The sequence below is a fragment of the Metabacillus endolithicus genome, from assembly GCF_023078335.1.
Taxonomy (GTDB): domain Bacteria; phylum Bacillota; class Bacilli; order Bacillales; family Bacillaceae; genus Metabacillus; species Metabacillus endolithicus.
Genome location: NZ_CP095550.1, coordinates 2,563,620 through 2,587,047, shown reverse-complemented (window position 1 = coordinate 2,587,047; position 23,428 = coordinate 2,563,620). Strand labels below are relative to the sequence as shown.

Sequence of the window (23,428 nt, the reverse complement as noted above, 5' to 3'; positions counted from 1 at the left end):
TCTATCTGATATAACAAGTAATAGACATTATTTCTAGGGGATAAGGTGTTTTCAAATAATAATGTAGGTATCTTAACAATTATGCTAAAATATTATAAGGAATTAATTGGTATTTAATTTTATATATTAAATGTAATTCTACTAGAAATATAATCAATCTATTTAAGTATTAAGACAATATTTATAGTTTTTAAGAGTAAAGGTCTCTGTATATCTTTGGAAAAGCATTTATATGTACTGAAAGATGAGGGAAATTACCGATGGCTTTATTTACAGAAAATGAACTAATTAATAAATCATATAAGACAATTCAAAAAAGCTATACATTTAATGAGAGCGTAGAAGCAAAGAAACAATTGGAAGCAGCCTCTAAAAGTTTCTCGACAGAAAAAAAATATGATATTTTTCTTTCTCACAGTATTCTAGATGAAAGGAAAATAATAGGTTTGAAAAATCACATTGAGGAACTGGGTTATTCAGTATATGTTGACTGGATAGAGGACAAACAATTAGATCGTTCTAAGGTATCAAAAGAAACTGCTAATCTATTAAGGACACGAATGGAAAGTTGCAAGTCTCTATTTTTCGCCGTATCTGAGAACTCTGACAATTCCTTGTGGATGCCTTGGGAACTAGGATATTTCGATGGAATTAAACAAAAAGTTGCAATATTACCTATTTTAAAGAGTAGCTATGATGATAATTACAATGGACAAGAATATTTAGGTTTATATCCATTTGTTGCAAGAGGTACAATACGGAATACAAATAGAGAGGAAATCTGGGTACATAAATCTAAAAATGAGTATGTACAACTGAGATACTGGTTACAGGATAGTGAATTTTATAATCATGGTTAGGAGCCGAATTTACCTAAAATAAAAGGAGATTGATACATAATGTTTAATGCTAAGATAAGGGAATTTATAAGAACTTATGTAAAAGCAATAAGTGAATCAAATGTAGCAGTTTTTGCTGGAGCAGGTTTATCTCAACCTGCTGGTTATGTGAATTGGAAGGAGTTAATGAGAGAAATTGCAGAAGACATAGAACTAAACATTGATTTGGAGTCAGATTTAATAGCCTTAGCTCAATATCATGTTAATGAATTTGATGGTAGAGGAAAAATTAATCAAATACTCATTGAAGAGTTCACTAAAAATGCACAAATTACAGATAACCATAAGATTTTATCCCGTTTACCAATTAAAACATTCTGGACAACAAACTATGATAAATTAATTGAAACAAGCTTAGAGTCGAATAGTAAAAAGGTGGATGCGAAAATCGTACCTGAAAACTTGGGACATACAGCACAAAATACAGACGCAATTGTCTACAAAATGCATGGGGATATAACCTTAGCACATGAAGCTGTATTAACAAAGGACGATTATGAGGGTTATGACTTAAAGCGTAAGTTATTTAGTACAGCTCTACAGGGAGACTTGGTCTCTAAAACATTTCTTTTTATAGGATTTAGTTTTGATGATCCTAATTTATCTTATATCCTTAGCAGGATAAGAATTTTATTAGGGGAAAATTCAAGAAATCATTATTGTTTTATGAAAAAGGTAAGTCGGAATGATTATAATACGGATGATGACTTTCGTTATGCTGTAATTAAACAAGAGTTAAAGATTAAAGATCTTAAACGTTATAGAATAAATGTACTATTAGTAGATGAATATCAAGAAATTACGTATATATTACAGCATATTGAAAACATTGTAAGAAGAAAAAATATTTTTATTTCGGGAAGTGCAATTGAATATGGACAATGGAGCGAAGCAAGTGCTTTTGAATTCACATCAAATTTAAGTAGGGAAATTATTAAGAATAGAAATAATATTGTATCAGGCTTTGGTTTAGGAATTGGAAGTTGTATTATATCTGGTGCGTTGGAAGAACTATATGAAAGTAATGATAATAAAATAGAGGAAAGATTAAAACTAAGACCATTTCCACAAAATACTGTTGGTAAAACGCCCCTAGAAGAATTGTGGACTAAATACCGCACTGAAATGATTGAAAACGTGGGTATCTCTATATTTGTTTTTGGAAATAAGAAAAATAAAGAAACTGGTGAAATTACCCTAGCAACCGGAATGATAGAGGAATTTAGTTTAGCTATAGATAAAGGTATTATCCCAATACCAGTTGGAGCTACTGGTTTTACAGCTGAACATTTATGGAAGACAATTATGGATGATTTTGAAAGGTATGTAGGGATAACATCATTAGAACCTTTGTACAGTGATTTGAATAGTAACAAAACCCCTTCAGAGCTAATCGAGGTAGTTTTAAGCATAATTAATGAATTAACGAAACATTAGATATTTTGGAATAGTAAAAGTAGAGAAAACTATACAAAATATATTAGGAGGAATTAATAGATGGGGAGAAACGTATTCTTTAGCTTTCATTACAAAGAGGATAATTGGCGAGCTGCACAGGTAAGAAATATGGGGGTAGTTGAAGGGAATGTACCTATAAGGGATAACGATTGGGAAGAAGTCAAACGGAAAGGTGATGCGGAAATAAAAAAGTGGATAGACGCTCAATTGAGAGAAAAATCATGTACCGTTGTGTTAGTAGGAGAGAATACTTCTGGTAGAAAATGGATAAAGTATGAGATTCAAAGATCATGGGAGCTAGGTAAAGGTGTAGTTGGAATTCGTATTCATAACCTTAAAAATATAAATGGAGAACAAACTTCAGAAGGAGAGAATCCATTCGATGAATTTACCTTGAATGGTAAGCCATTATCCAAAGTAGTTAAGCTTTATAATCCACCATATAAAATAAGCACTAATGTTTACAATAATATAAAAGAAAGTATTGAAGATTTAGTGGAGCAGGCAATAAAAACAAGAAAGAGTTATTAGTGTTGTATTATGATGAGATACAAAATAAACCTTTTTAAAGTGAAAGTGCAAAACACATATAGGCATTCTTAGGTAAGGTAAAGCAGTGTGGGAGATTTATATGAAGATAACACTAATAGAGAACGTTTTATATAAGTATTTAAATATTTTTATAAGCGACCTAATGGATATTCTTAAAAGATTAGAAGATAAGGAATCTACTCTTGATGAGAGGTTAAAAAGAATAATTAATGAAGACAGCATTAAAGAAATTTCTGAAAATGATAGTAGAGTGATAGTTAATATATTAAATATTATTCTAAAACTAGATCAATTACCCACAGAACAGATACGCGTTTCTGTTTTGGAGAGACATGGTAATGACATTTTTCTTTTAACTAGTAAAGAATTGGGAATATATGATAAATCGGAAATTGAAATTTTAGATCAAGTAAGAGTATATTATCAATCACGTTTAATAATGATGCTAACATTTAAATTTAAGAAGTATTTTAATCGTTCAAGGTACGATGTATTTCTTTCACATAGTAGTATTGATGCTCGGGAAATCATGGGACTTAAACTTTTATTATTGTACGAGCATGATTTGACTTCATATGTGGACTGGTTAGATGATTATCAGTTAAATTATTTAAGAGCGACTCAAAAAATAATATCTATATTTTCTGAATACCTTAGCGAAAAAGAGAATAGTCAGTTATATAACTTGGAAGTAAGTTTTGAAAGAGAGAATTTTATTAAAGAATATTCAAATGAAGAAATCACAGAAAAAATTCTAAAAGCTCTGAAAAACTCAGATAACTTTTTTTATATTGATAGTAAGAATTCAAGATATTCTAATTGGATGCCTTTCGAGTTGGGGTATGCCCAAGCGCAATTGAATAAGCCCATTTATAGAATTTTAATTCAGTATAAAAGAACTAGAAGAGGTTCGCTTAAATATAGCAGTTTTTTATCGGACATACAATTAATAGAGGACATAGATAGAATAGTTGTTTTTTTGATCTTTGGATTTCAATACAAGAACTAATGATTAAAAGAAATCTACGATCAAATGTCTATTGTAAATAATTGTAGTCATATGTGCTAAGCTATCTAAATTTAAAATTCAGTCTAGTATATAACAAAGATTATTACTATATATAACAACGTGTTTTTTAAAGTACAATTTCACAGTTCTTAAACATTTTATGTGATATAAAAAGTTATTTTAGGAGGAAAATCAAGAGTGCGAAAATAGATATTATCGCACTCTGATTTTATTTCATTACATAATTTGTCTGTTATGCAATAAAACCTTTTAACGAAATGGACATGGTAAAGAGAGTACACTAAAATGGAGAACTTTTTAAGATGAAATGCTCTGATAAGAGAGATCTAAGGGGAAAACATAGTATAATTGCTAACAGCGGGATGTTCAAAAGGTAAGAGAGTACACCGAAATGGAGAAATTTTTACGAAGAAATGCACGAAAAAGAGTACTTTATGGATAAAAACCGGTTCAACTTCTAGCAGCCAGCGAGTTTTATAAGGCAAGAGAGTACACCAAAATGGAGAACTTTTTGGGAAGAAGTATATATAAAAGCCAGTTATTCATAAGACTAGAATAACTGGCTTTTATCAATTTGCTTCTTATTAGCATTGTAAAGAAGGAGTTTACCGTTGGATATTTCATCTATAGCAGCGAATACTATATTGTCTATATCCATTCCGTTATTATCAACTATTTCTCTCGTTATCTTATTGGTATTTACTTTCTTTGTTTTCCTATTGATATCATTAAATAGTTCTTCTTTTCTTTCATACAATGCCAAGATCTTTGCATTGTACTTAAACCGGCCATTTGCTGTAGGAATTGTATAATAAGCCAACCTCTCCATGTCTTTTACGCTTCCTTCTCTAATAAATACAGGAATAAAGTATTGTTCGTATTTATCTCCTGAATCCTGATAGTATCTAAACAAAAAATCCGGAATGAAGTTTAGATTGTTTGCTAATATTCCAAGATCTGGATAATATTTATTACTAACAACCATGAACTTTAAATTTTTCCAATTTGGTTTCAACCCTGCCTTAATTAAAGTGATAAATGTTTTTTTGTAAACTTCATAGGTATATGATTTTATGTTATTAATCAGTTCTAGATATACTGCTTCAAAAACTGTGTAAAATCTTTTCATACCGGTAACGTAAACTTCAATTTTCCAGTCATTGTAGTCGTTCATATGAGCAATTTCATGTTTTAAGTTGGCAATACGAATGTCTTTGTTGCTATGGATGTTCTTAGTTATTACAACGTCACTTTCATCTATTAAAGCGAAGATGACTTTGTGGTTATGCTCTCTATCATTCTTAGCCAACTGTTCATAGCGATACAATTTTCCTTCGATTGATTTAACATCATGCTTTTCAATAATAGTATTGGTGTGGTCACGTTTAGTTTTTATTTTTTCATTTCCACTATCCACTTCAATATAGATAAAGTTGTCTTTCACTTTAAAAATCCAGTCCGGCTTTAATCCAGATTTATCAATAAGGTGTCCTTTTCCGAAATGTTCTTTTATATGTTCAAAATCTTGTGGAACGAACGATTGGACTACCCCGGTTTTTCTGAGTTTCTCAATATCATCCGAGCTGTATTTCGATTTAAAAGGGGGATAAAGTCACTGCCGAAGTTTTGGTTTTTGAATATAATGGCAGTCTGTTCTAATTCATCCTCGTTGTCTCCTTCTCTTAATGGGATGATGTATTTTCCTCCATCAGCAATATAGAAAGGGTCAATATTGCTAACATTTCTTAAAACTTCAATGACTGATTGTTTAATAGCAAGGGTGTGATCTAAATAGCTTTTTGCTTGATATTTCAACTTTTCGTTCTCGTTCAAGTAACCAAGTTTTTTAAGGATGCTTTGGCCGGCAATAGTTAATTCAATGATTGCTAACTCATAACCGTTCTCCATTTTAACTTTTCTTTTGTTAATAATATTAGCATCGTTCCAACGACTCATTTTTCTTCGGAAAGCAGCCTCACTAATATTGGCGAAGAATGAATAAAACTCGTAGAGTTGTGGCTGTGATAAGATGCTCTGTTCATTCAAGAAAAGCAGTGTGAATACATCTCTGCTTTCTAATTGAATACGACGTCTTTTTGATTTTGTTAAGTAATAATTGATTTTCATTTCTCTAGACTCCTATTTATTTTTGCAATACAAAGGCACATTCTCCATGAAGAAAATGTACCATCAGATTATCTATTGGATTTTTTCTATTAAGTTAGCAGAAGCCGATTATACAGCTCCCCTGATATTTCTAAAATAAAAACCCCAACTTCATACTTAAACGTAACAGGAGACATACTCGTTTAAGTATTATGATGGGGTTTTCCCTTAAAGGTAGACGGCTTTGAAGCTACTTGGAAACTAAAAGGATTATAGTCAATATCGTATTTAAAATACGAATATGTTTAGGTTAAAGTAGTGTTAAGCTTAAATTTTTCTTTACCTATAACGCCTTTCATAGAGGTTTTATTCTTTAACATACTTATATCTTGCTTATCTGCTACACCAGCCAAATATATCTTTACAGAGGTGAATAACGATATGGACAGTTGGAATTTTAGTGACGATGAAACGATCATCAAGGCAATCAAAGAAATTGAAAAAGGGTTAACAGAAAAGGAAGTTCAGGAAAAATTTAATTTGTCAAAAGATGATTTAGAACTGATAGAATTTGTTATGAACGATTTCTAAATGCATTCGTATCCAACCATACTGTTCATCTTTATTGCTGAGAGAAAGACTGTCGGTAAAAGACCTTTAATTATCTGAATACGGGTAGTTATTTCCTTATATAGTCGGCATTAAAATGCATTGTCTGGACAGAGCGAGAACCGTTGAAAAGACTAGCTTTGAATAAAACCTAAGTATACACGTTGAACGGACACCCTCAACGTGTATACTCTAACGTGCATAGTTAGGACTGATTTGCATAATCCTCTTCCAAATCCTTATGGTGCATTTCTAAAAACACTTCGAGTGCTTTGTTAACCACGAATTTTTTTTCAAGTCCACTGGAATTAATAAAGCGGTCTAATTGCGACATAACAGCATCTAGGACTGGAACATTCAATTGCTTGGTAGTGTTGTCCTTATTTTTGAAACGAGCGTTCTCCAAATGTAGTTTGCCAAACATTTTATATTTAGTATCTTCATCATCTTGATCCTCGCTATGAGAAGTTCGATTGATATAATCATCTGCAATAATTTTAAGTGCATTAATTTGCTCTTCAGAGAATGAAGTGATGTTCTGGCTAGTTTCATTTATCTGGTCTTTTTCACTTATGTCCCAAAAATTTTGATCTAACATGCTCTCATCAATGTTGGTGAAGTCCCACTTTTTCGATGATTTATCTGCTCCAGCAATCCTTAAACGTCTATAAACAGTAGAGCCGGAAGTGTAATTTTTCATTGCTCCGATCTCAAGATCCGTTTTCCCAGCTTTTATGAGTGAAATGATGTCTCTCAAGGATGCATTATCAATGTCTATTTCCACTTTGTTTTTCCCTCCTTTCACTTAAAGGTAAAAACATTTTAGCTTGGAATTAAGCCTATTCGAAGAGCAAGAATAAAAAAATATTGGCTTAAATTCAAATTTAGGTTGAACTATTATTAAGTTAATTTAAATCAAATGGAAAATAATCGTTTCTAGTTCATTGCATTAAGATTCAGTTTAATTTCATTTAGATTATAGTTAGGGTACACTGAATCTAATATTAATAAGTCCATAATAATCATTTGAGTAAATAAATAATATAAATTGAGGTGGCTGATAAAGTGCGCCAATTTTTTCAGGATAATAAATGGGCAATCCCTATTTTAGCTTTACTTGCCATAATCCCGTTGTGTCTAAACATCTTTTTTAGATATGGTAATTTAGAGACAGGAAAGGACCTTAGAAATGTTGAATGGTTGGCGTTTTGGGGAAGTTATATCGGTGGAGCTGCAACCTTAATAGCTGTGTGCCTAACATTGAGTCAGAACAGGAAAGTGATAAAGCAAAATGAGAAGATTTTTGTGCAGAATCAAGAAAATTTAATCTTCCAAGAAGAACGGTCTAGGTTGTCCCTTATGCCTTATATGGAGGCAAGAATTTTCATTGATGAGGAATTAAAGTTACACAAAGACAAACTTCAGCCACCCAATGGCTTTATTGTCCTATCCAATAATCAAACGGTTAAGAGATTTAGCTCTGATTTACCAAAGCAATATCATCAAACAATAGAATCAGGAATGATTGAAGAGATTAATGGGGACGGAGTTAGTATACTACGCGCCTCTAACATAAACTTTGTTCGCCTTATTCTGATACAAAAAGCACCTTCTCTTGCGGGAAACATACAATTATGTGTAACTGTGATGGCAAAGGAGAAATTCAATATCCAATATATAAATCCACCATTTGTATTGGCTTCAGGAGAAAGTGTTATTCTCCCTGTATTATTTGATAAGGACATACCAGAGGGTGAGTATAAATTCACCTTGTCGTTTGAGGATATTGAAGGTCGATGCTATGAGCAATTTTTTACTATCCATCACAGGGGTAGCAATGATTATAGTTTTATTCCTATTAACAACCCACGACTGCAGAATGAGTATAGTAAGAATCAAATGATGAAATGCAAATAACTTATTCCTCTATTGGCGAAATGAGTAGATGAAGTCCATTTCTTGCCCCGTACCCATAGTTTGACGAAGAGATAGGTACAGGTTTGGCAGAATAAATAAGCGTTCTTTGTAATGGCATAATCGCATCCCTATTATCAACATAGCAGCCGTGTTCATATGTAGCTGGATGTATCGTTACTATTCTGCCAGTATCGTTAAAGAACTTGAATTTCATAGTTGATCCTCCTAGTAGTTTAAGAAATACATTTTCCGTTATGTAAATTAGGGGAATGAGGGAACTTTAGGATTCTCTCATTCCCTTGTTTTTGAGTAGGGATATCAATAGCTAACAGTATTTTAGGGGGATTAGGACCTTAATGGCTATCATTTTTCAATAGAGCAGGATTTACTAGGATCATTCCCTTGTTTCCGTATTTACCGCCTTTCACTTGTTTAATATAAGAGTGATATTCAAGTAGGTCATAAGCACGTGAAAACCGATCTTTGCCTTGAATCCTCTTTTTTGTCTTCTGATGAATTGTCTGTTTATCGACTACTAGTTTTTTCTCATTTAAGATTTTATCACGTAAATAAATTGCGTCATTGAATGTATCATTGCGTTTCATCACCCCAAATACCTTTTGTGCATGAGTAATGAAGTAATCTTTTAGCAAAAATGCCTTTTTGATAATGTCCAGACTGACTTCGGATGTAATTTCCTCCAGATTAGAAGAATCAGCTGAATGAGCAACATGCAATAATCCAGCTACCCGTAAAATCTGGCCAACCAATTTACTTCCCCAAAACCTTAAATGACCTTCGAAAATGCCATTGTCTCTGAACTCTTTTTCAATATCCATAATGAGATCTTTTAAAATGTTTATAGAGTCTTCACTTAACCGTAAGCAAATTGTTTCGTTCGGTGTAAACATCAGCAGCTTTCTAATCAATTCTTTATATGCCCTAGAAATTTCGACTGCTGTTGAAGGAGGAAAAGGCTCACGGAAGCTCTGATTATCGTTTGGCATAGAAAATAGAAACCTTGCAGGTATTCCTCTTTCATGGACGTAGGATGGGAAATTTTGAACTACTGTTGGCTGCGCTACGATGCAGATGGTCAATAACGGCTCGGTTAAAATTTCCCCCGGTCGTGAAACTCGCCCTACTTGGAGGTGATCTCCACTATATCCTTTAAGATAAACATCATGCTTTCCTTTTTCAGTTGGATCATTAAATTTAATAAATAAGTCACCTTCGGGGGACATAATAGAAATTTTTTCGTTATTCTTCTTTAATTCTATAACCAAATTTTCGGAAGTTTCATTATCGACCGTTAGTTTAGGTGCTGAAAGCTCTGGATGTCTTTGCAGTTCGTCGCTGATGGCTTCAATTTCTTGTAGTAATTCAGGATTATTCGTTTTTGCAAAATCGGTTTGGAGTTTATCAATCCTTTTTTCTAGAGCCTGCCTCTTTAATTTCCTTTTATCAATTTTCGATTTCATCTCCTTATGCAGTTCTAGTGCATATTCATATAAAGGTTTTGTCGTAGCATTATAAACAGCTGATTTCCTTAATCCCGAAGGTAAAAGTGTTGCTGTATACGTATTTAATGGTTCCTTCCAACCGGCTTTTGGTTCAATTGCGAATTTCTTACTTAATGCAGTCGATAACACTCCAATGCAAACCATCGCTGCTAAATCGATTGGAGTTTGAGTATCGATAGCCACTGCTTTCACCATATTTTGAATGGTGGTTGGAAAAATTTCGATTGGAAATGGAATAGTATCATACTCATCAAAAGTTACAGGCATTGCCCACTCTTCTTCTTCAGATAAAGATGGTTTACTTACACGGTCTGTCTCCAATGCCTTTACGACATCATTAAAGAGTTCAGTATTTCCTTCTGATTTCTTTCTGTTTTCTTGCATAGCCAACTTCTTTTCGACTGTTAAATATTCTTTTTGGCTTTTTACTACGTTTTCTTTTGTCATTAGTTAAACCGTACCTTTCTGATAGTAATATATTGTTTGCCGAAGCTGTAATACGATACCACCAGTCCTTTTTCGTTCGAACCCCTTTAATAAAAAAATATAGTTTTTTTCACTAAAAGGGTCCTAAGTACCCTAATTGCACTTGAAAGTAAGTCTACCAAGGAGAGAAGGTAGGGGGAGTAACATTTACGAAAGGACCCTAAATACCTTAAATGCTGGGTAACAATGGGAGTGATACGGATAGAATAGAACAATGCTGCAAAAGAAAAAGACCTGAATCCCGGATAAAGAGGTTCCGTTGATTTAGGTCTTTTTAATATAAAAGGTTAAAGTTTTGAAGAGCATTATTATTCCCTGCTACTGGAAAATAAAAAAATGAACAATGCTCTTTTTTGTTCAAACGTCATCTTTGAAACTAACTCTCCAATTTTATTCTCAATTTCCTTGTTCGCATCAATAGGTTCCTCTAAATCAATTACAGGAGATGGTTGATGATATATGCTATCTCTTTCAACCATCTGAAAAAAATGACTTCTAGTAATTCCAAATTCATGACAAATAGATTCTAATAGGGAAAATGATACCTCTTGTCTTCCAGATTCAATTTTAGATAAGGACGGCTGAGATATCTTAATTTTTTTTGCAAAATCAACCATAGTCATATTATTTCCTTTTCTCAGTTCCTTGATTAATTTTCCAATTAATAAATCGCTCATATTCAACCCTCTGATAATCGTCATTATTAGTAATCGTATCGTTATTGCATTTTACAATCAATATAAACCATGTTATATTCTGAATATGAATATATTCTTTAAATGAATAAAAAAGGGGTAATAACAATGATCGATGGATTTCAAAAGGTTATAAACAAGTTAATTGAAGAAAGACTCGAACAAATTATTACAAGTGAAGAGTATGTTATGTACTCGGAATTGCTTCATAAGGATTTAAATGAAAAGCTTGCACAATTCGAAAAGTTCGAGGATGAAACAAAAAAAGATGAGTTCATTGATGATATTAGAGCTAACATCTTTGAGCAGGTACATATTCAAACGAAATTAGTATATCGAACTGCTTTTAATGATGCATTCGTGTTTGCAATAAACACCTTAGTAAATCCGCAGAAAATGTTCTAATGGGAGGCTTATCTTTGGCATATTCTAAACATTTAGGATTTATTCAAGTGGACTTATATAGAATTACAGAAATAAATCAGGATCCTCGTACCGATATTTACAATGAACTTTTAATGGATATGATAACCGTCCTTGCAAAGTATGAGGTTGTAACTGAAAACTTTATTTTTGACTTTACTATTAGTGAAGATTGCGACAAAAAGGATATTTTTCATCTGTCACTTATAAAGGCAGGTAAGAGAATAGAGAAGGAAAATAACAGCTGAAAAAAGCAGTATATTCGCTATTAAAGGTGAGCGCTAGGGAGGACTAATAAATAGTTATAAGAGGGAGGCATTGAGGTGCAGGTATATTCAGGAAAGCTGGTAATAGATTTAGCAACAATTGTTAATGATGCAGATAAAAACATTATGAAAAATAATGCTCATGAAGCATTAACTTCAGAATTGATACACGAACTGCGAATAATACTGGGGGCAGCTGGATATTTGGCTGGAAGTGTAGGAGCAACTTTGGATAAAGTAGAAGACGCTCACCCGAACGATTATTCAATGATTGAGTCATATGTAGAACAATCAAAGAAAGATGTACAAAGAGTATATAACAAAGCCAACAGAACTACTTTTAGAATTGAGTAACATGGTGCAATAATATAGGGCTTCCAGCTTTCAATAATTCTGGGCTGTGTAGGCAATTCTAGAAAACAACTAAAAGGTAGCCTGTTAGAAGTGATAATCGAGAAAGTAATTCGATTTAAGAAAATTGTTCCTTTTAGATATAGAGGAAGAGCAATTAACCCTAATTTTTAAAATTCAATAAAACTATACCTACAAAAATTCATCAGAATAGATACCTATAATGAATTAAAAACCGTCTTAAAATTTAGACGGTTTTTTTATTAGGATTTATTAGGGATATCCCTATATTCACCATTTTATAGCTTAATAATTAATATTATTTGTGTGTATGATTCTACAAGAAAAATTGCAACAATAACTGGATATATCTGTTAAAATGAGAGGGAATAATTATAATAAGTTAGATTGAAAATCAATTCATATATTAAGGGGGATCCATCGTAATGAAAATTACAAAGGGGATTATAATTGGAATTATTTTCGGTTTAATTTTATCGTTCTGTTTTTCATTTATATTTATGGTAGTTGCAAAAGGAATAGCCGGTGGCTTTACATCTTTATTTGGAGAGAGATGGTTATACTACGCAACGTTTATTCCCTTTGTATTAACCTTTTCAATATTAGGATCTTACTTTGCAAAACGAGAATATGTATCAAACAAAAAATTTTGGTTATTGAGTCTAATATCAGCATTGTTTATAACCCTCTATAGTGGAACTATTGGGGCCTTATTTGGTGAGTATCTTGTCAGGGGAGGAAGCCTTAGAACTTATACAGCCGGTGGTTTTACTGGCGTTAATGTAGAGGGTGTCTTAGTTTGGGGAACCATTTATGCTTTTATTATGTTGCCTTTGAATGTACCATTGGCACGTTTGAGTATCCGAGTATTCTTCCAATTGCTTAGTAAATATAGAATACTGTGTTAAGCAGCAACAAGTTATTTCTTCGCGTACTGTTATTAATTTGAAAAGGAGAAATTCCATTGGTGATGGTTGAAAAGTTTAACCTTAATGAAGAAACGTTAAATTTTATACTTGATTTTGAAAAGAAAGTTGAAAAAGGTAGAGTTTTTACAAATAAGGAATTGGTAATGCTATTTGAATCGTCCTCTTTCTACAACGAGGTGGTGCAGTCTTATTATAAGACGGCAATACAAAAATCTATCTGGTGGGCTGTTAAACGAAGTAATAACTGGTTAATGGAGAGAGGGAAATATACCAAATTATAATAGAGTTTAGCTATGGGGGAGAATAGCTCCCAAAAAATCGTAGTGAAGCTACAGTCGAGAGATATGAAATGAATCTGTCGCCTTTCTTTATCTCTTACATAACGAAATAAATTGTATATTTTCATAAATTCATTAATCTAGATATATCTTGAGAAAAAGACTCAGTTCATAAAATAACTATTTAATGAAGTAAAAAAGAATTATAGAGATTTGGATTTTCAATTCACCGTAGAGAGATCTCGAAATCAATAGGCAAAGCAAACGCTATAAAGATTTGAAGATGAGAGGGAGCTATGGGGAGATCTGTGAATTATATTTGCCGGAAGCTTTAATGGATTTGATTGAGGTGCTGGCTCCGCTATATTAAAAAGATAGGCTTCTATTCCCTTGAAATGATTTACCATGTGGATACAGAGCGTTGCAGGGGATACAAACAGAAGTGGAAAGGGAAGGATAATTCCTTCAATGGTTGTTATGCCTAAAGGGTAGAAATTCTAAATAAGTAAAAAGATACGGAGATATTATAAAAATGAACGATGTGTTAACTGTACAAAAAGAACTCATAGATGAATACGAAGGTCATTTAAATAGATTAACTGAAAGACTTGGATTTAGGTATTCAATTTCTCCTGATCAAAATTTAATAGAGATATGGGGGGAAACATTAAATGAACCTAGGTTTAAAATGTTTACCATTAATGTTTTTGGTCCGGATGAAACTGTTGGCGAACTTACTATGACGGAGTTGTTTGTTCCCAAAGAATTACACTATAACAGAATAGTGTTTGGATTAATGAATATAACATATGAGATAGCCAAAAAGTATGACTACGATGTTTTTATTACAAATATGGTAAGTAGCTTTTATCACTATATGACTAAAGTTAGAGGCGCTTTACCAATAGAGGTTGAGAACACTGTGCAATTGGTAGATTCTACTAATTTAAATTAATCAAAAGAAATTAAGATATAGGTAGACAATCAATTTAAGAGAAGTGATATAACTGGAAAAAAGATATCAAAATCCAAGGGAGAAAGAAAATGACTGAAATACTTGAAAAATTAGGTGTTTTAGCTGCTCAACAAAGATTAGTCCCATTTATGGGAGCCGGTTGTTCAGCTTCTATGATGCCGGATTGGGATTCCTTAGTAATGGAAATGGCAGAGGGAATAGGACATACATCTGCTACGTTTGATAATTTAGATATTGCTCAAAAATATGTAGATACATTTGGGAGAGATAAGTTCTGTGAGTTCCTACAAAGTAAGTTAGAAATCACAGACTTTGATGATGGAAAAGGGTATATTCATTTAACGATGATGAATATGGGTGTTCCTGCTATTTATACTACAAATCAAGATAATGTTATGGAAAAGGCGTTTGAAAAGTACGGAAGGAAACATAGAATTATTGTGCAATTAAAGGATTTTGCTGAAGTGAAACTGTCAGAATTACTCTATATAAAGTTTCATGGCGATCTCAATAATCCAGAAACCATTGTTTTTACAAAAGAAGATTATAAAAAAAGAATGAGCGATCCATTGAATGCGCTCAATATTCGCTTGCGAGCAGATTTGTTGGCAAAAAATTTGTTGTTCGTAGGTTATAGTTTTAGAGATATAAATATTCAGGAAATGTTTGCTGAACTTCAGGAAGCATTTTATGGACAGTTGCCAAACTCCTATATGATTGCATATAGGTATAGTAGTGAATTGCAGTCTTTGTGTGATAAATACGGAATTGTACTAATAGATCCAATGAAGGAAATACCTGATGCTAAAGGCTATTCAGAAGCCTTTGAAACCTTCCTAAAATATATGTTGGAAGAAGCAAGAAGCAAAAAATTTGACGATGAAATGAAAGAATTTTTCACACCATCTTCTCCTATACCTGTAAAGGTGGTAAGTAAGCAAGAAGTAATTCTTTTACAGGAAACAATAAAAAAGAATCCTTTTTCAACTAGTATTAAGTTATTTCGTGAAATCTGTGATATATCAGATATTCCCTCTGATTATGAAAGCCATATTGTCGATGCATTTGTTGAATTAGCTAAAAAAGCAGAAAGCGACAAAGATACAGAATCTTTAAATGCTGCTATTTTTAACTTGCATTTAAAAAATCTATTAAATAAATTTAATGTATTAGCAGCATTAATGGCTTCCGCTAATGTGAGAACTCCTAAGAGCGAGTATGGTGGAGATCGATTTTTTATATCTATGAAAGGAATCAAGGAAGCAACGTATATTGTCATTGCAGCGAAAGCAATTGAATACATCTATAGATGGGGAAGGAAGCCAACTGCCCCTTTTTCTTGGAATGTTGATCAATGGATAGAGAGAGGTTCAGACATTAAAGTTTTGCCAGAACAAATCCAGAGTTACGTAACAAAATGGGTAGATAAAATGAGAGAAGATTGCAAAACAGTTGCGGAACATCCGATTAACAGACAACAAAGGCTTCTTAAAATTTCTCCATTTGCTAGCACTTCAGTTAGTCTTACAGCTGATGAAATTGATATTTTAAGAGAATTAATGAATTTGGAATTGTAAAAAGAAGCATCAGGATAGAAATCCTGTTGCTGTTTTTTGCCTCTTAAATAGAGTTCATATGTATATAAAAGATCACCTGTTGGAAGCAAATACAAAAAAGAATTACCAATTCTATTTGAATGGTAATTCTTTTTTGTAAATATTTATTTATTCTTGGGCAGTTGACGGTATTTTAGCAGTCAAAGATTCTTTACAACAAGCTGTTGCAGAACTTAGAAAAAAGGTATCATTCCGCACAAATCGTCAGTTATACTAAGTTGGTTATTCTAAGTTATTCAAAAAGAAATCAACGCCTAAAGTAAATTCGTATGCTTCAAAAAGAAGAGAACTCCGCGAGAAGCAACTTGCGAAATTAGGGAACTATCAAAAACGAAGAACATTGCAGTATAGAGTTCCCCTTCTAATTATTTAATTGATTCTCAAAATCATGAGTAAGCTGTTGCTGGCTCTTGTTTAAAAAAGAGTTTCATACAGCTTATTTGTCGTGCAATCATTTACATCTCTACTCCATGCGATAAACATTAAAGGAACTTAAATTAACTGAACTTGGTAAAATCATATAAAGTACTTTTTTTATGTCCAAAAAAGGGAATAACCCCCTTATTCCTTCCCTTTATAGGTTGCTTAAAATGGGTTACAGAAGGAAAGATATAGAGGATAATAGCAATAAAATTTATGATATGTTTCTAAATAATCTCTATCCAGTCCCGAAACCAGAAAAGAGTTTTCATTACATAAAACACCAAAGTCCTAATATACCAAGGGTTTTTAATGGTTTTATTATAAGTTAAGGTTTTCACTAATGTATTTTGTTATTAAGTTTGAAATGGTGTTTGTTATTTAATTTGAAATTTAATTTGTTATAAATAAGATTGTTACATATCCAATTAATTAAATTATTATTGAATGATTTAATTTTTGTAATAATTTGGTACTATTGAATTAATAAGTGTATCGGGAGGTTTAGTATGTCGAGTTTAATACCAAAGAGTATTGGTGAAATGCTAGAGGCTAACATAGAATTTTGGATTCCATCTTATCAGCGTGGTTATCGATGGACATCTCTTCAAGTTACAGAGTTGTTAGATGATATTTGGGAGTTTCATAAGATGGATCCGAAAAAAGATGATTACTATTGGCTACAGCCGATTGTTGTTAAGGGACATGGGGATACGATTGAAGTGATTGATGGCCAACAACGATTAACAACAGTATTACTTATCATAAAATATATCCAGTCCATCATTCCGTTTTATGAAGGGACAGGATATACACTAACATATGAAACTCGTAATGGGAGCAGTTCGTATATTGCCAATATAATAAATGGAGAAAGCCAGCGTAACGACAACATTGATTACTACCATATGTATAATGCATTTGAAACTATTAGAGAATGGTTTAGACAACATCCTGAAAAAAACTCACCCGTTCATATATGGCAGCGTTTAACAGAACAGGTCAAAGTATTATGGTATGAGCTTGATGCTCATTATGATTCAATCGATTTATTTACACGAATTAATATCGGGAAAATTGCTCTAACAAATGCTGAGTTAATTAAAGCGTTGTTTTTAAGTAAAACAAATTTAGGATCAAATGCATCACAACATGATTACATAAAATTAAAGCAGATTGAATTAGCCACACAATGGGACCAAATCGAAATTCATTTACAAAACCCTGATTTTTGGTTTTTCTTGCAGCCTACCAATGTAAAGTATGACAACCATATCGAATGGATATTTGAACTCGTAACAGCAAATTTTCCTAACGATACGAATATAAAAACATCATATAAAACGTTTCATGCTTTCCATGATGAAATAGAACGTCGTGTGGATGGAGGTGAACAAAGGTATGAGGTCGTTGAATCTCTTTGGAAAGAGATACTTGCTCTTTATTATCAGTTTAACGAGTGGTATGTAAAACGTGACTTATATCATTTGATTGGATACTTACTTGAAATTGGCGAACCTATTAGAAATATTTTGGCAAATGCAAAGACAATGAAAAAAGATGAGTTTCTAAATTCACTTTACAATATGATTAAGTCTCGTATAAAAAATTGGGATATAGCAGAACTAGACTATGAAAATGATAGATCAAAGGTTAAAGATACACTTCTACTATATAATATTATGACCCTACAACAAGATGAGAACTCTAAGCAACGTTTTGATTTTGATCGTTATAAAAATGAAAAATGGGATATTGAACATATTCATGCATTGCAAAGTAAAGTACCTGAAAAACAAGAAGAACAATTAGAATATATTAAAGATGCTTTACCATTTGTTGAAGATTTAGATTTCAAAGAACAGCTAGAACAAAATATACAAACAATTAAGGAAGAGGCTTTGGAAGTTGAAGAGTTTGAGAAAATTCAACAACAAATTGTCGACTATTTTGGAAATGAATATTCAAATCATATCTCAAATTGTACTTTATTAGACGCTAGAACTAACCGTTCTTATAAGAATAGTATTTTCCCCAAAAAGCGGGAAGAAATCATTAAACGCGACCAAAATGGTGTGTATATTCCACCTTGTACTAAGAATGTATTTTTAAAATATTACAGTAAACAAACTACGCAAATTCATTATTGGAATCAAGAAGATCGTGAAGCATATATGCAAAACATACTTGATGTATTAGGGCCCGTTATTACAAAACATTCAAAGGAAGAGGTGAGTTTAAATGCATGATTCTAAGGTCTATAGTTTTTGGGAGTTAATAAATCATTATAAAATAACTATTCCTATAATTCAAAGGGACTATGTTCAAGGAAGAAAAAATAAAGATGTAGAAATTGTGCGGCATGATTTTTTACGAGTGCTATTTAATTCACTGAAAACTGGGGAACTAGTCGAATTAGACTTTATTTATGGTACTGTAGATCAAGCTAATCATTTTGCACCACTTGATGGCCAACAACGATTAACAACGTTATTTTTACTATACTGGTATATTGCCTTAAAAGAAAATAAACTTGATAGCAATAGGGAAACATTCAAAAAGTTTACTTATGAGACACGCACGAGTAGTAAACTATTTTGCCAAATGCTCGTTTCCTTAACAGAGTTAGATTTATCAGAAGCTTGTTTATCAATTCAAATCCAAAATGAGTCGAGTTTCTATTATGAGTGGGTTAATGATCAAACCATTCTGTCAATGCTTGAAATGATTGATACCATTCACGCGTTTGCAAAAGAATATGATTTACCAAATGACTTATTTGAAACATTGCAATCAAACGCGCCTATTACATTCCAATTTATCGATTTAGATACGTTCCAGTTAGAAGACTCTTTGTACATTAAAATGAATGCTCGTGGAAAGCCTCTAACTTCATTTGAAAACTTTAAAGCGCGATTCCAGCAATATCTAGAATCAGTTGAGTATGAAAATAGTGTAGAACTCATGCATAAAATGGATACCATTTGGTCGGATTATTTCTGGAAACATAAGCAACAAGAGTATGATGAATCGTTTTTGCAATTTTTCTATGCATTAATGTACAATCAATTAGCGCGTTTTCAAGCGAACCGTGGTCGATTATTTCAAGCAATTAATCAAGAGAATGCTATACGCTTTGAAGAATTAAAAAGTTTGGATTTTGACCATGAAGCTTGGTTAACTGATATTAATAATGCTTTGGATTCTCTATATTCTGAAACACTTACTACACAAAATTCTGCTATTAACATTGAGAGTCTTATTTTTGAAGCAATGACTTCTAATATCAATTACACAGATCGAGTGCAGCTTTATGCTACAATTTCATATCTTCGTTTCTATGGTAATGATTGTTCATCATTTGAACGGTGGATGCGGTTTATTCGTAATGTATCAGTAAATACGATTTATAATAGAATTGAAGATTATATCCAGTCAATTCAAGCACTTGATGTTCTTATTCAGCATGTAAGAGAACTTGATAAGTATTTAGCTAATTCAAATACTAAACTAACTGGTTTCTCAGGCTATCAGTTTAAACAAGAACAAAAAAAAGCAAGGTTAATACTGAAGGATGATGCGTGGGGAGAAAAGTTAGCGCAAGCAGAAGATTATCCTTATTTTGAAGGGGACATGGGATTTTTATTACTTCATATTAAAATTAACGAGATTGACCAATTAACTCAAGAAGAACTCTATAAAAAACAGTTGAAATTCCAAAATTATTATGAGAAGGCAGTTGCAATTTTCGGAGCTGTAAAGCTCAATGTACCAAATGATTTACTAAGTAGAGCGCTATTAACTTTTGGTGATTACTTACTTGAATCAGGGCAAAATCGTAGCTTCTTAATTGAAGGTTTTGATCGTGATATAAGTTGGAAACGATTCTTACGTCACAAAAATGTAGTTTATTTAGTACGACTATTACAACAAATTTCGCCTGATACAGTTAAAGAGGACTTAGAGAAAATCATTGCGCAACATACAGTAACTGATTGGAGAGAATACTTTATTCGATATCCTCAGATTTTAAAGAATTGCTGTGGGAACAAACGCTTCATTAGATTTAATGGAGAAAAGGATATTTTACTTTTGGATACAACAATGACCAGTGGATACTGTCAGGAGTATTATAGTTATGCTGTTTATGCAGAACTAAAAGAAAGAGGTATCGCGTGTTCTTACCAAGATTCAATTGGTGCATATAACGAAAAATATGTTGAACTTAATCATAATGGCTATACCTTAAATTTTGTTGATGAGTATTTTTATATATACGATAAAGATGAAGCACTTGTTACTTCTACAAAAGACTTTGATGAAGCAGTATTAAAAATGGTTGATCTTGCAAGTGTAGTTAGTTAAGTGAGAAGTGAAGCCTTTTGTAAATTCAGTTTCAAAAATATAAAAACTAAAGATAAATAGTTTGAAGGAAATCAATAGCGCCTTAATTATAATTGAATGAAGATAATAAATTATTAAAGAAACGTAGAAAAATAAAAAATCGGTAAAAATGTGAACTTTACTAAATTTCATGGAGTGCCACAAATGTTGATTTATCAACGTTCGTGGCACTTTTTTAATACCTTCGCGTTTATTTATACCATGATGAAATCGATGCAACACGAGGTTCTGCAAAATCCGAAAAAGATACTTTTATTGCAAGCAAAAAGGATTTTTATAACAGCAGAACATAGATTCCTCTATCAATATTCAAGAATTGAAAACGATAATAAAGTAGTGAGAGTTAAAGGTGAAATCATTAATTCGAATAGTGGCTTTACTGCTGGTCATAGTCTACTAATAGACGTTGGAGGATTACGGGTTGTACACTGTTATACTGTTATTAGAAATGGCTTTATTAATCCTCACTTCATTTTCACCAAAATTAATATTACACAAGGCCAATGCAACGCTTCACCTTTTCGCATTCTAGGATAAGCATAGTAAATGCAATAGTGTATAAACCATGTCATGTAACTCTAATAATAGGTGAAAAATTACTTACTAAATAATTGAAATAGAGTTTGAAGTGAAATTCAGTTAAACTATTTATATATGTATTCATATACTCAGAGGTGGAAAATGTCAAAAGAAAACGCAAAATTGAAGTTATCAGATATGGAAATTGATATTGAAGATTCATTCGACTTTGACGAGTTAGAAAATAAATTACAAAGCGAATTGGATATCCAACTTTCAGATTTAGATTTATTAAAGGAAGAAAAAGAAAAAATCAGTAATGTCGACAATTTAGGAAATACAATAATGAATGTGGTTTGGGAGCAATTTACTAATCAAATTGCTGCTAAAGCGGGGGACGACTTTATAAAAGAAAATCGAGGTCTTACATTAGATTTAAGAAAAGACTCTCATATTCAGACCACTGAAAATTTTGAAAAAGGTAAAATAGCAACCCACAATACTTCTATTGATTATCAGCAACGTTATGACGAATATCAAGGAAGATTTCAAAAAGATGAAAATGGTGAAATTAAAACAAAAACAGATACAAGAAGTGGTAAGGAACAAAAGGTATTAAATAAAGATGCACGGGATGATTTTGATAAAGGAAGAGAGAAAGGTTCTGCTAGTGTTCATAAAGATCATACAGTACCAACAGCAGAAATTAATCGTGATCCAGAAGCAAATGCACATTTAAGTAGAGAGGAACAAGTGGCTTTTGCTAATAGTGAGAAAAACCTTAATGACTTAGATTCTTCAGCTAATCAATCAAAAGGTGATAGTAGCATGAATGATTGGTTAGATAGTGAACGTTATGGTAAAAAGCCTGCTGAACGATTTGACATCAATGATGAAGAGTTGAGAGAACAAGATCGCGTTGCTCGTGAAGAATATGAGAAAAAGAAGCAAGAAGGAATTCAAAAATCTATAGAGACAGGAAAGCAATCACGTAAGGAAGAAGCCTTTAGAATAACAGGAAAGGCTCTTCGTACTGCTGTTATGCTAATGTTTACCGAGTTCATTAAAGAAGTAATTGGCAAACTGATTAAATGGTTAAAATCTGCTCAGAAAAATTTGAATACGCTAATTGATCACATTAAAGAGGCAATTAGTTCATTTATTAGTAAATTAAAAATCCATTTGAAGAATGCTGGAAATTCAGTCCTAACGACTATTTTTACAGCTATATATGGTCCGATCGTAGCGACTATAAAAAAAGTATGGACTTTGTTAAAGCAAGGATGGAAATCAATAAAAGAAGCCATTAATTATCTAAAAAATCCTGATAATAAAGACAAACCTATTGGTATCCGTTTGCTTGAAACAGGAAAAATTGTAATGGCAGGATTAAGTGCTGTTAGTGCAATACTGTTAGGGGAAGCAATTGAAAAAGGTTTAATGACAATTCCGTTACTTGCAGTTGAAATTCCCCTATTAGGGAGTCTAGCTAGTTTGATAGGATTGTTTGCAGGAGGTTTAACTGCAGGGATTATTGGGGCAATAGCTATAAACTTAATTGATAAAGCTATTGAAAAAAAGCAGATAACTTATAATGTAGGTCAACAAATCAAAAAAGGGAATGAAGTTTTGAATACGCAATCCCTACTAATAGAATTGAACAGTGAGAAACTTGCTAATACCAAGAAAAACGCGTCTAGTTCAATAGCCAAAAGACATGAATTGGCAAAAAGAGAAATGGAACAATCCTTAAATTCAATATTCAATGAAGATACATCGTATTCAAAAGACAAAAAGGATTCATTTGATGAGATGGAGCAAATGATTAAAGAGCTTTTGGAATAAATTTTACACTCTATGAGTGATTATACCGAGAATAATCAAAATAAAAATGATGATGAATTTGATTTTATTTCCGATGAACTTAAAATCTTATCGAATTAGAGGGTT

Annotated in this window: 23 protein-coding genes; 17 read left to right on the top strand and 6 right to left on the bottom strand. The window is 32.2% G+C overall.

Going from position 1 to position 23,428, the window contains the following annotated elements:
* The first annotated feature begins 260 nt into the window (after positions 1-260).
* The 4 genes from MVE64_RS13245 to MVE64_RS13230 all read left to right on the top strand — a co-directional run bounded on the left by MVE64_RS13245 (position 261) and on the right by MVE64_RS13230 (position 3,918).
* Positions 261-860, top strand: coding sequence for a toll/interleukin-1 receptor domain-containing protein (locus tag MVE64_RS13245; protein ID WP_247338935.1), 600 nt, complete (start codon positions 261-263; stop codon positions 858-860).
* A 39-nt stretch (positions 861-899) separates the two neighbouring features.
* Complete coding sequence (locus MVE64_RS13240; RefSeq protein WP_247338933.1) at positions 900-2,336, top strand: SIR2 family protein; 1,437 nt, start codon at positions 900-902, stop codon at positions 2,334-2,336.
* A gap of 60 nt (positions 2,337-2,396) precedes the next feature.
* Positions 2,397-2,888: a TIR domain-containing protein gene (locus MVE64_RS13235; protein ID WP_247338932.1), complete on the top strand. Its 492-nt coding sequence runs from the start codon at positions 2,397-2,399 to the stop codon at positions 2,886-2,888.
* 100 nt (positions 2,889-2,988) lie between these two features.
* Positions 2,989-3,918, top strand: coding sequence for a hypothetical protein (locus MVE64_RS13230; protein ID WP_247338931.1), 930 nt, complete (start codon positions 2,989-2,991; stop codon positions 3,916-3,918).
* A 571-nt stretch (positions 3,919-4,489) separates the two neighbouring features.
* Here the strand turns inward: MVE64_RS13230 and MVE64_RS13225 are convergent.
* Together MVE64_RS13225 and MVE64_RS13220 are read right to left on the bottom strand one after the other, a co-directional pair.
* Entirely contained in the window at positions 4,490-5,383 is an 894-nt protein-coding gene (locus MVE64_RS13225; RefSeq protein WP_247338930.1) for a hypothetical protein, read from the bottom strand.
* A 101-nt stretch (positions 5,384-5,484) separates the two neighbouring features.
* Positions 5,485-6,066: a hypothetical protein gene (locus MVE64_RS13220; protein ID WP_247338929.1), complete on the bottom strand. Its 582-nt coding sequence runs from the start codon at positions 6,064-6,066 to the stop codon at positions 5,485-5,487.
* A 420-nt stretch (positions 6,067-6,486) separates the two neighbouring features.
* Between MVE64_RS13220 and MVE64_RS13215 the strand changes: the two genes are divergently transcribed.
* On the top strand, positions 6,487-6,636 hold the full coding sequence (locus tag MVE64_RS13215; RefSeq protein WP_247338928.1) for a hypothetical protein: 150 nt from the start codon (positions 6,487-6,489) through the stop codon (positions 6,634-6,636).
* Positions 6,637-6,859: 223 nt separating this feature from the next.
* Here the strand turns inward: MVE64_RS13215 and MVE64_RS13210 are convergent, their stop codons facing one another.
* On the bottom strand, positions 6,860-7,438 hold the full coding sequence (locus tag MVE64_RS13210) for a hypothetical protein (protein ID WP_247338927.1): 579 nt from the start codon (positions 7,436-7,438) through the stop codon (positions 6,860-6,862).
* A gap of 281 nt (positions 7,439-7,719) precedes the next feature.
* On the opposite strand from MVE64_RS13210, the gene MVE64_RS13205 reads away from it, so the two are divergent.
* The gene (locus MVE64_RS13205; protein WP_247338926.1) at positions 7,720-8,571 is read left to right on the top strand and encodes a hypothetical protein; all 852 of its coding nucleotides are present in this window, start codon (positions 7,720-7,722) and stop codon (positions 8,569-8,571) included.
* 1 nt (position 8,572) lies between these two features.
* Here the strand turns inward: MVE64_RS13205 and MVE64_RS13200 are convergent, their stop codons facing one another.
* The 3 genes from MVE64_RS13200 to MVE64_RS13190 all read right to left on the bottom strand — a co-directional run bounded on the left by MVE64_RS13200 (position 8,573) and on the right by MVE64_RS13190 (position 11,257).
* A complete protein-coding gene (locus tag MVE64_RS13200; protein WP_247338925.1) occupies positions 8,573-8,785 on the bottom strand; it encodes a hypothetical protein in 213 nt (70 codons plus the stop codon).
* A gap of 139 nt (positions 8,786-8,924) precedes the next feature.
* Positions 8,925-10,541 carry a YfjI family protein gene (locus MVE64_RS13195; protein ID WP_247338924.1) on the bottom strand — a complete coding sequence of 539 codons (1,617 nt, stop codon included), beginning with the start codon at positions 10,539-10,541 and terminating at the stop codon, positions 8,925-8,927.
* Positions 10,542-10,888: 347 nt separating this feature from the next.
* Positions 10,889-11,257 carry a helix-turn-helix domain-containing protein gene (locus MVE64_RS13190; protein WP_247338923.1) on the bottom strand — a complete coding sequence of 123 codons (369 nt, stop codon included), beginning with the start codon at positions 11,255-11,257 and terminating at the stop codon, positions 10,889-10,891.
* Positions 11,258-11,383: 126 nt separating this feature from the next.
* On the opposite strand from MVE64_RS13190, the gene MVE64_RS13185 reads away from it, so the two are divergent.
* From MVE64_RS13185 to MVE64_RS13135, 11 genes are all read left to right on the top strand, one after another.
* Complete coding sequence (locus MVE64_RS13185; RefSeq protein ID WP_247338922.1) at positions 11,384-11,680, top strand: hypothetical protein; 297 nt, start codon at positions 11,384-11,386, stop codon at positions 11,678-11,680.
* A gap of 14 nt (positions 11,681-11,694) precedes the next feature.
* Positions 11,695-11,946: a hypothetical protein gene (locus MVE64_RS13180; RefSeq protein WP_247338920.1), complete on the top strand. Its 252-nt coding sequence runs from the start codon at positions 11,695-11,697 to the stop codon at positions 11,944-11,946.
* A gap of 75 nt (positions 11,947-12,021) precedes the next feature.
* The gene (locus MVE64_RS13175; protein WP_247338919.1) at positions 12,022-12,318 is read left to right on the top strand and encodes a hypothetical protein; all 297 of its coding nucleotides are present in this window, start codon (positions 12,022-12,024) and stop codon (positions 12,316-12,318) included.
* Positions 12,319-12,761: 443 nt separating this feature from the next.
* Positions 12,762-13,244, top strand: coding sequence for a hypothetical protein (locus tag MVE64_RS13170; protein ID WP_247338917.1), 483 nt, complete (start codon positions 12,762-12,764; stop codon positions 13,242-13,244).
* A gap of 62 nt (positions 13,245-13,306) precedes the next feature.
* Complete coding sequence (locus tag MVE64_RS13165) at positions 13,307-13,546, top strand: hypothetical protein (RefSeq protein WP_247347045.1); 240 nt, start codon at positions 13,307-13,309, stop codon at positions 13,544-13,546.
* Positions 13,547-14,075: 529 nt separating this feature from the next.
* Complete coding sequence (locus MVE64_RS13160) at positions 14,076-14,498, top strand: hypothetical protein (protein ID WP_247338916.1); 423 nt, start codon at positions 14,076-14,078, stop codon at positions 14,496-14,498.
* A gap of 89 nt (positions 14,499-14,587) precedes the next feature.
* A complete protein-coding gene (locus MVE64_RS13155) occupies positions 14,588-16,096 on the top strand; it encodes an SIR2 family NAD-dependent protein deacylase (protein WP_247338914.1) in 1,509 nt (502 codons plus the stop codon).
* A 968-nt stretch (positions 16,097-17,064) separates the two neighbouring features.
* Entirely contained in the window at positions 17,065-18,804 is a 1,740-nt protein-coding gene (locus MVE64_RS13150; RefSeq protein WP_247338913.1) for a DUF262 domain-containing protein, read from the top strand.
* Positions 18,797-20,920, top strand: coding sequence for a DUF262 domain-containing protein (locus MVE64_RS13145; protein ID WP_247338911.1), 2,124 nt, complete (start codon positions 18,797-18,799; stop codon positions 20,918-20,920). Before MVE64_RS13150 ends, MVE64_RS13145 begins: the two co-directional genes overlap by 8 nt.
* Before the next feature lie 183 nt (positions 20,921-21,103).
* Complete coding sequence (locus MVE64_RS13140; RefSeq protein ID WP_247338910.1) at positions 21,104-21,496, top strand: hypothetical protein; 393 nt, start codon at positions 21,104-21,106, stop codon at positions 21,494-21,496.
* 144 nt (positions 21,497-21,640) lie between these two features.
* Positions 21,641-23,323 (top strand): cation diffusion facilitator family transporter, encoded by a 1,683-nt coding sequence (locus MVE64_RS13135; RefSeq protein WP_247338909.1) that lies wholly within the window; start codon positions 21,641-21,643, stop codon positions 23,321-23,323.
* Positions 23,324-23,428 lie beyond the last annotated feature (105 nt).

Bases quoted from the DNA above. Each gene is read 5' to 3' on its own strand.
- MVE64_RS13200 (WP_247338925.1), bottom strand. From the start codon at position 8,785: ATGAAATTCAAGTTCTTTAACGATACTGGCAGAATAGTAACGATACAT.
- MVE64_RS13185 (WP_247338922.1), top strand. From the start codon at position 11,384: ATGATCGATGGATTTCAAAAGGTTATAAACAAGTTAATTGAAGAAAGA.
- MVE64_RS13215 (WP_247338928.1), top strand. From the start codon at position 6,487: ATGGACAGTTGGAATTTTAGTGACGATGAAACGATCATCAAGGCAATC.
- MVE64_RS13170 (WP_247338917.1), top strand. From the start codon at position 12,762: ATGAAAATTACAAAGGGGATTATAATTGGAATTATTTTCGGTTTAATT.
- MVE64_RS13220 (WP_247338929.1), bottom strand. From the start codon at position 6,066: ATGAAAATCAATTATTACTTAACAAAATCAAAAAGACGTCGTATTCAA.
- MVE64_RS13140 (WP_247338910.1), top strand. From the start codon at position 21,104: ATGTTGATTTATCAACGTTCGTGGCACTTTTTTAATACCTTCGCGTTT.
- MVE64_RS13190 (WP_247338923.1), bottom strand. From the start codon at position 11,257: ATGAGCGATTTATTAATTGGAAAATTAATCAAGGAACTGAGAAAAGGA.
- MVE64_RS13145 (WP_247338911.1), top strand. From the start codon at position 18,797: ATGCATGATTCTAAGGTCTATAGTTTTTGGGAGTTAATAAATCATTAT.
- MVE64_RS13195 (WP_247338924.1), bottom strand. From the start codon at position 10,541: ATGACAAAAGAAAACGTAGTAAAAAGCCAAAAAGAATATTTAACAGTC.
- MVE64_RS13135 (WP_247338909.1), top strand. From the start codon at position 21,641: ATGTCAAAAGAAAACGCAAAATTGAAGTTATCAGATATGGAAATTGAT.
- MVE64_RS13240 (WP_247338933.1), top strand. From the start codon at position 900: ATGTTTAATGCTAAGATAAGGGAATTTATAAGAACTTATGTAAAAGCA.
- MVE64_RS13230 (WP_247338931.1), top strand. From the start codon at position 2,989: ATGAAGATAACACTAATAGAGAACGTTTTATATAAGTATTTAAATATT.
- MVE64_RS13155 (WP_247338914.1), top strand. From the start codon at position 14,588: ATGACTGAAATACTTGAAAAATTAGGTGTTTTAGCTGCTCAACAAAGA.
- MVE64_RS13150 (WP_247338913.1), top strand. From the start codon at position 17,065: ATGTCGAGTTTAATACCAAAGAGTATTGGTGAAATGCTAGAGGCTAAC.
- MVE64_RS13245 (WP_247338935.1), top strand. From the start codon at position 261: ATGGCTTTATTTACAGAAAATGAACTAATTAATAAATCATATAAGACA.
- MVE64_RS13165 (WP_247347045.1), top strand. From the start codon at position 13,307: ATGGTTGAAAAGTTTAACCTTAATGAAGAAACGTTAAATTTTATACTT.
- MVE64_RS13235 (WP_247338932.1), top strand. From the start codon at position 2,397: ATGGGGAGAAACGTATTCTTTAGCTTTCATTACAAAGAGGATAATTGG.
- MVE64_RS13160 (WP_247338916.1), top strand. From the start codon at position 14,076: ATGAACGATGTGTTAACTGTACAAAAAGAACTCATAGATGAATACGAA.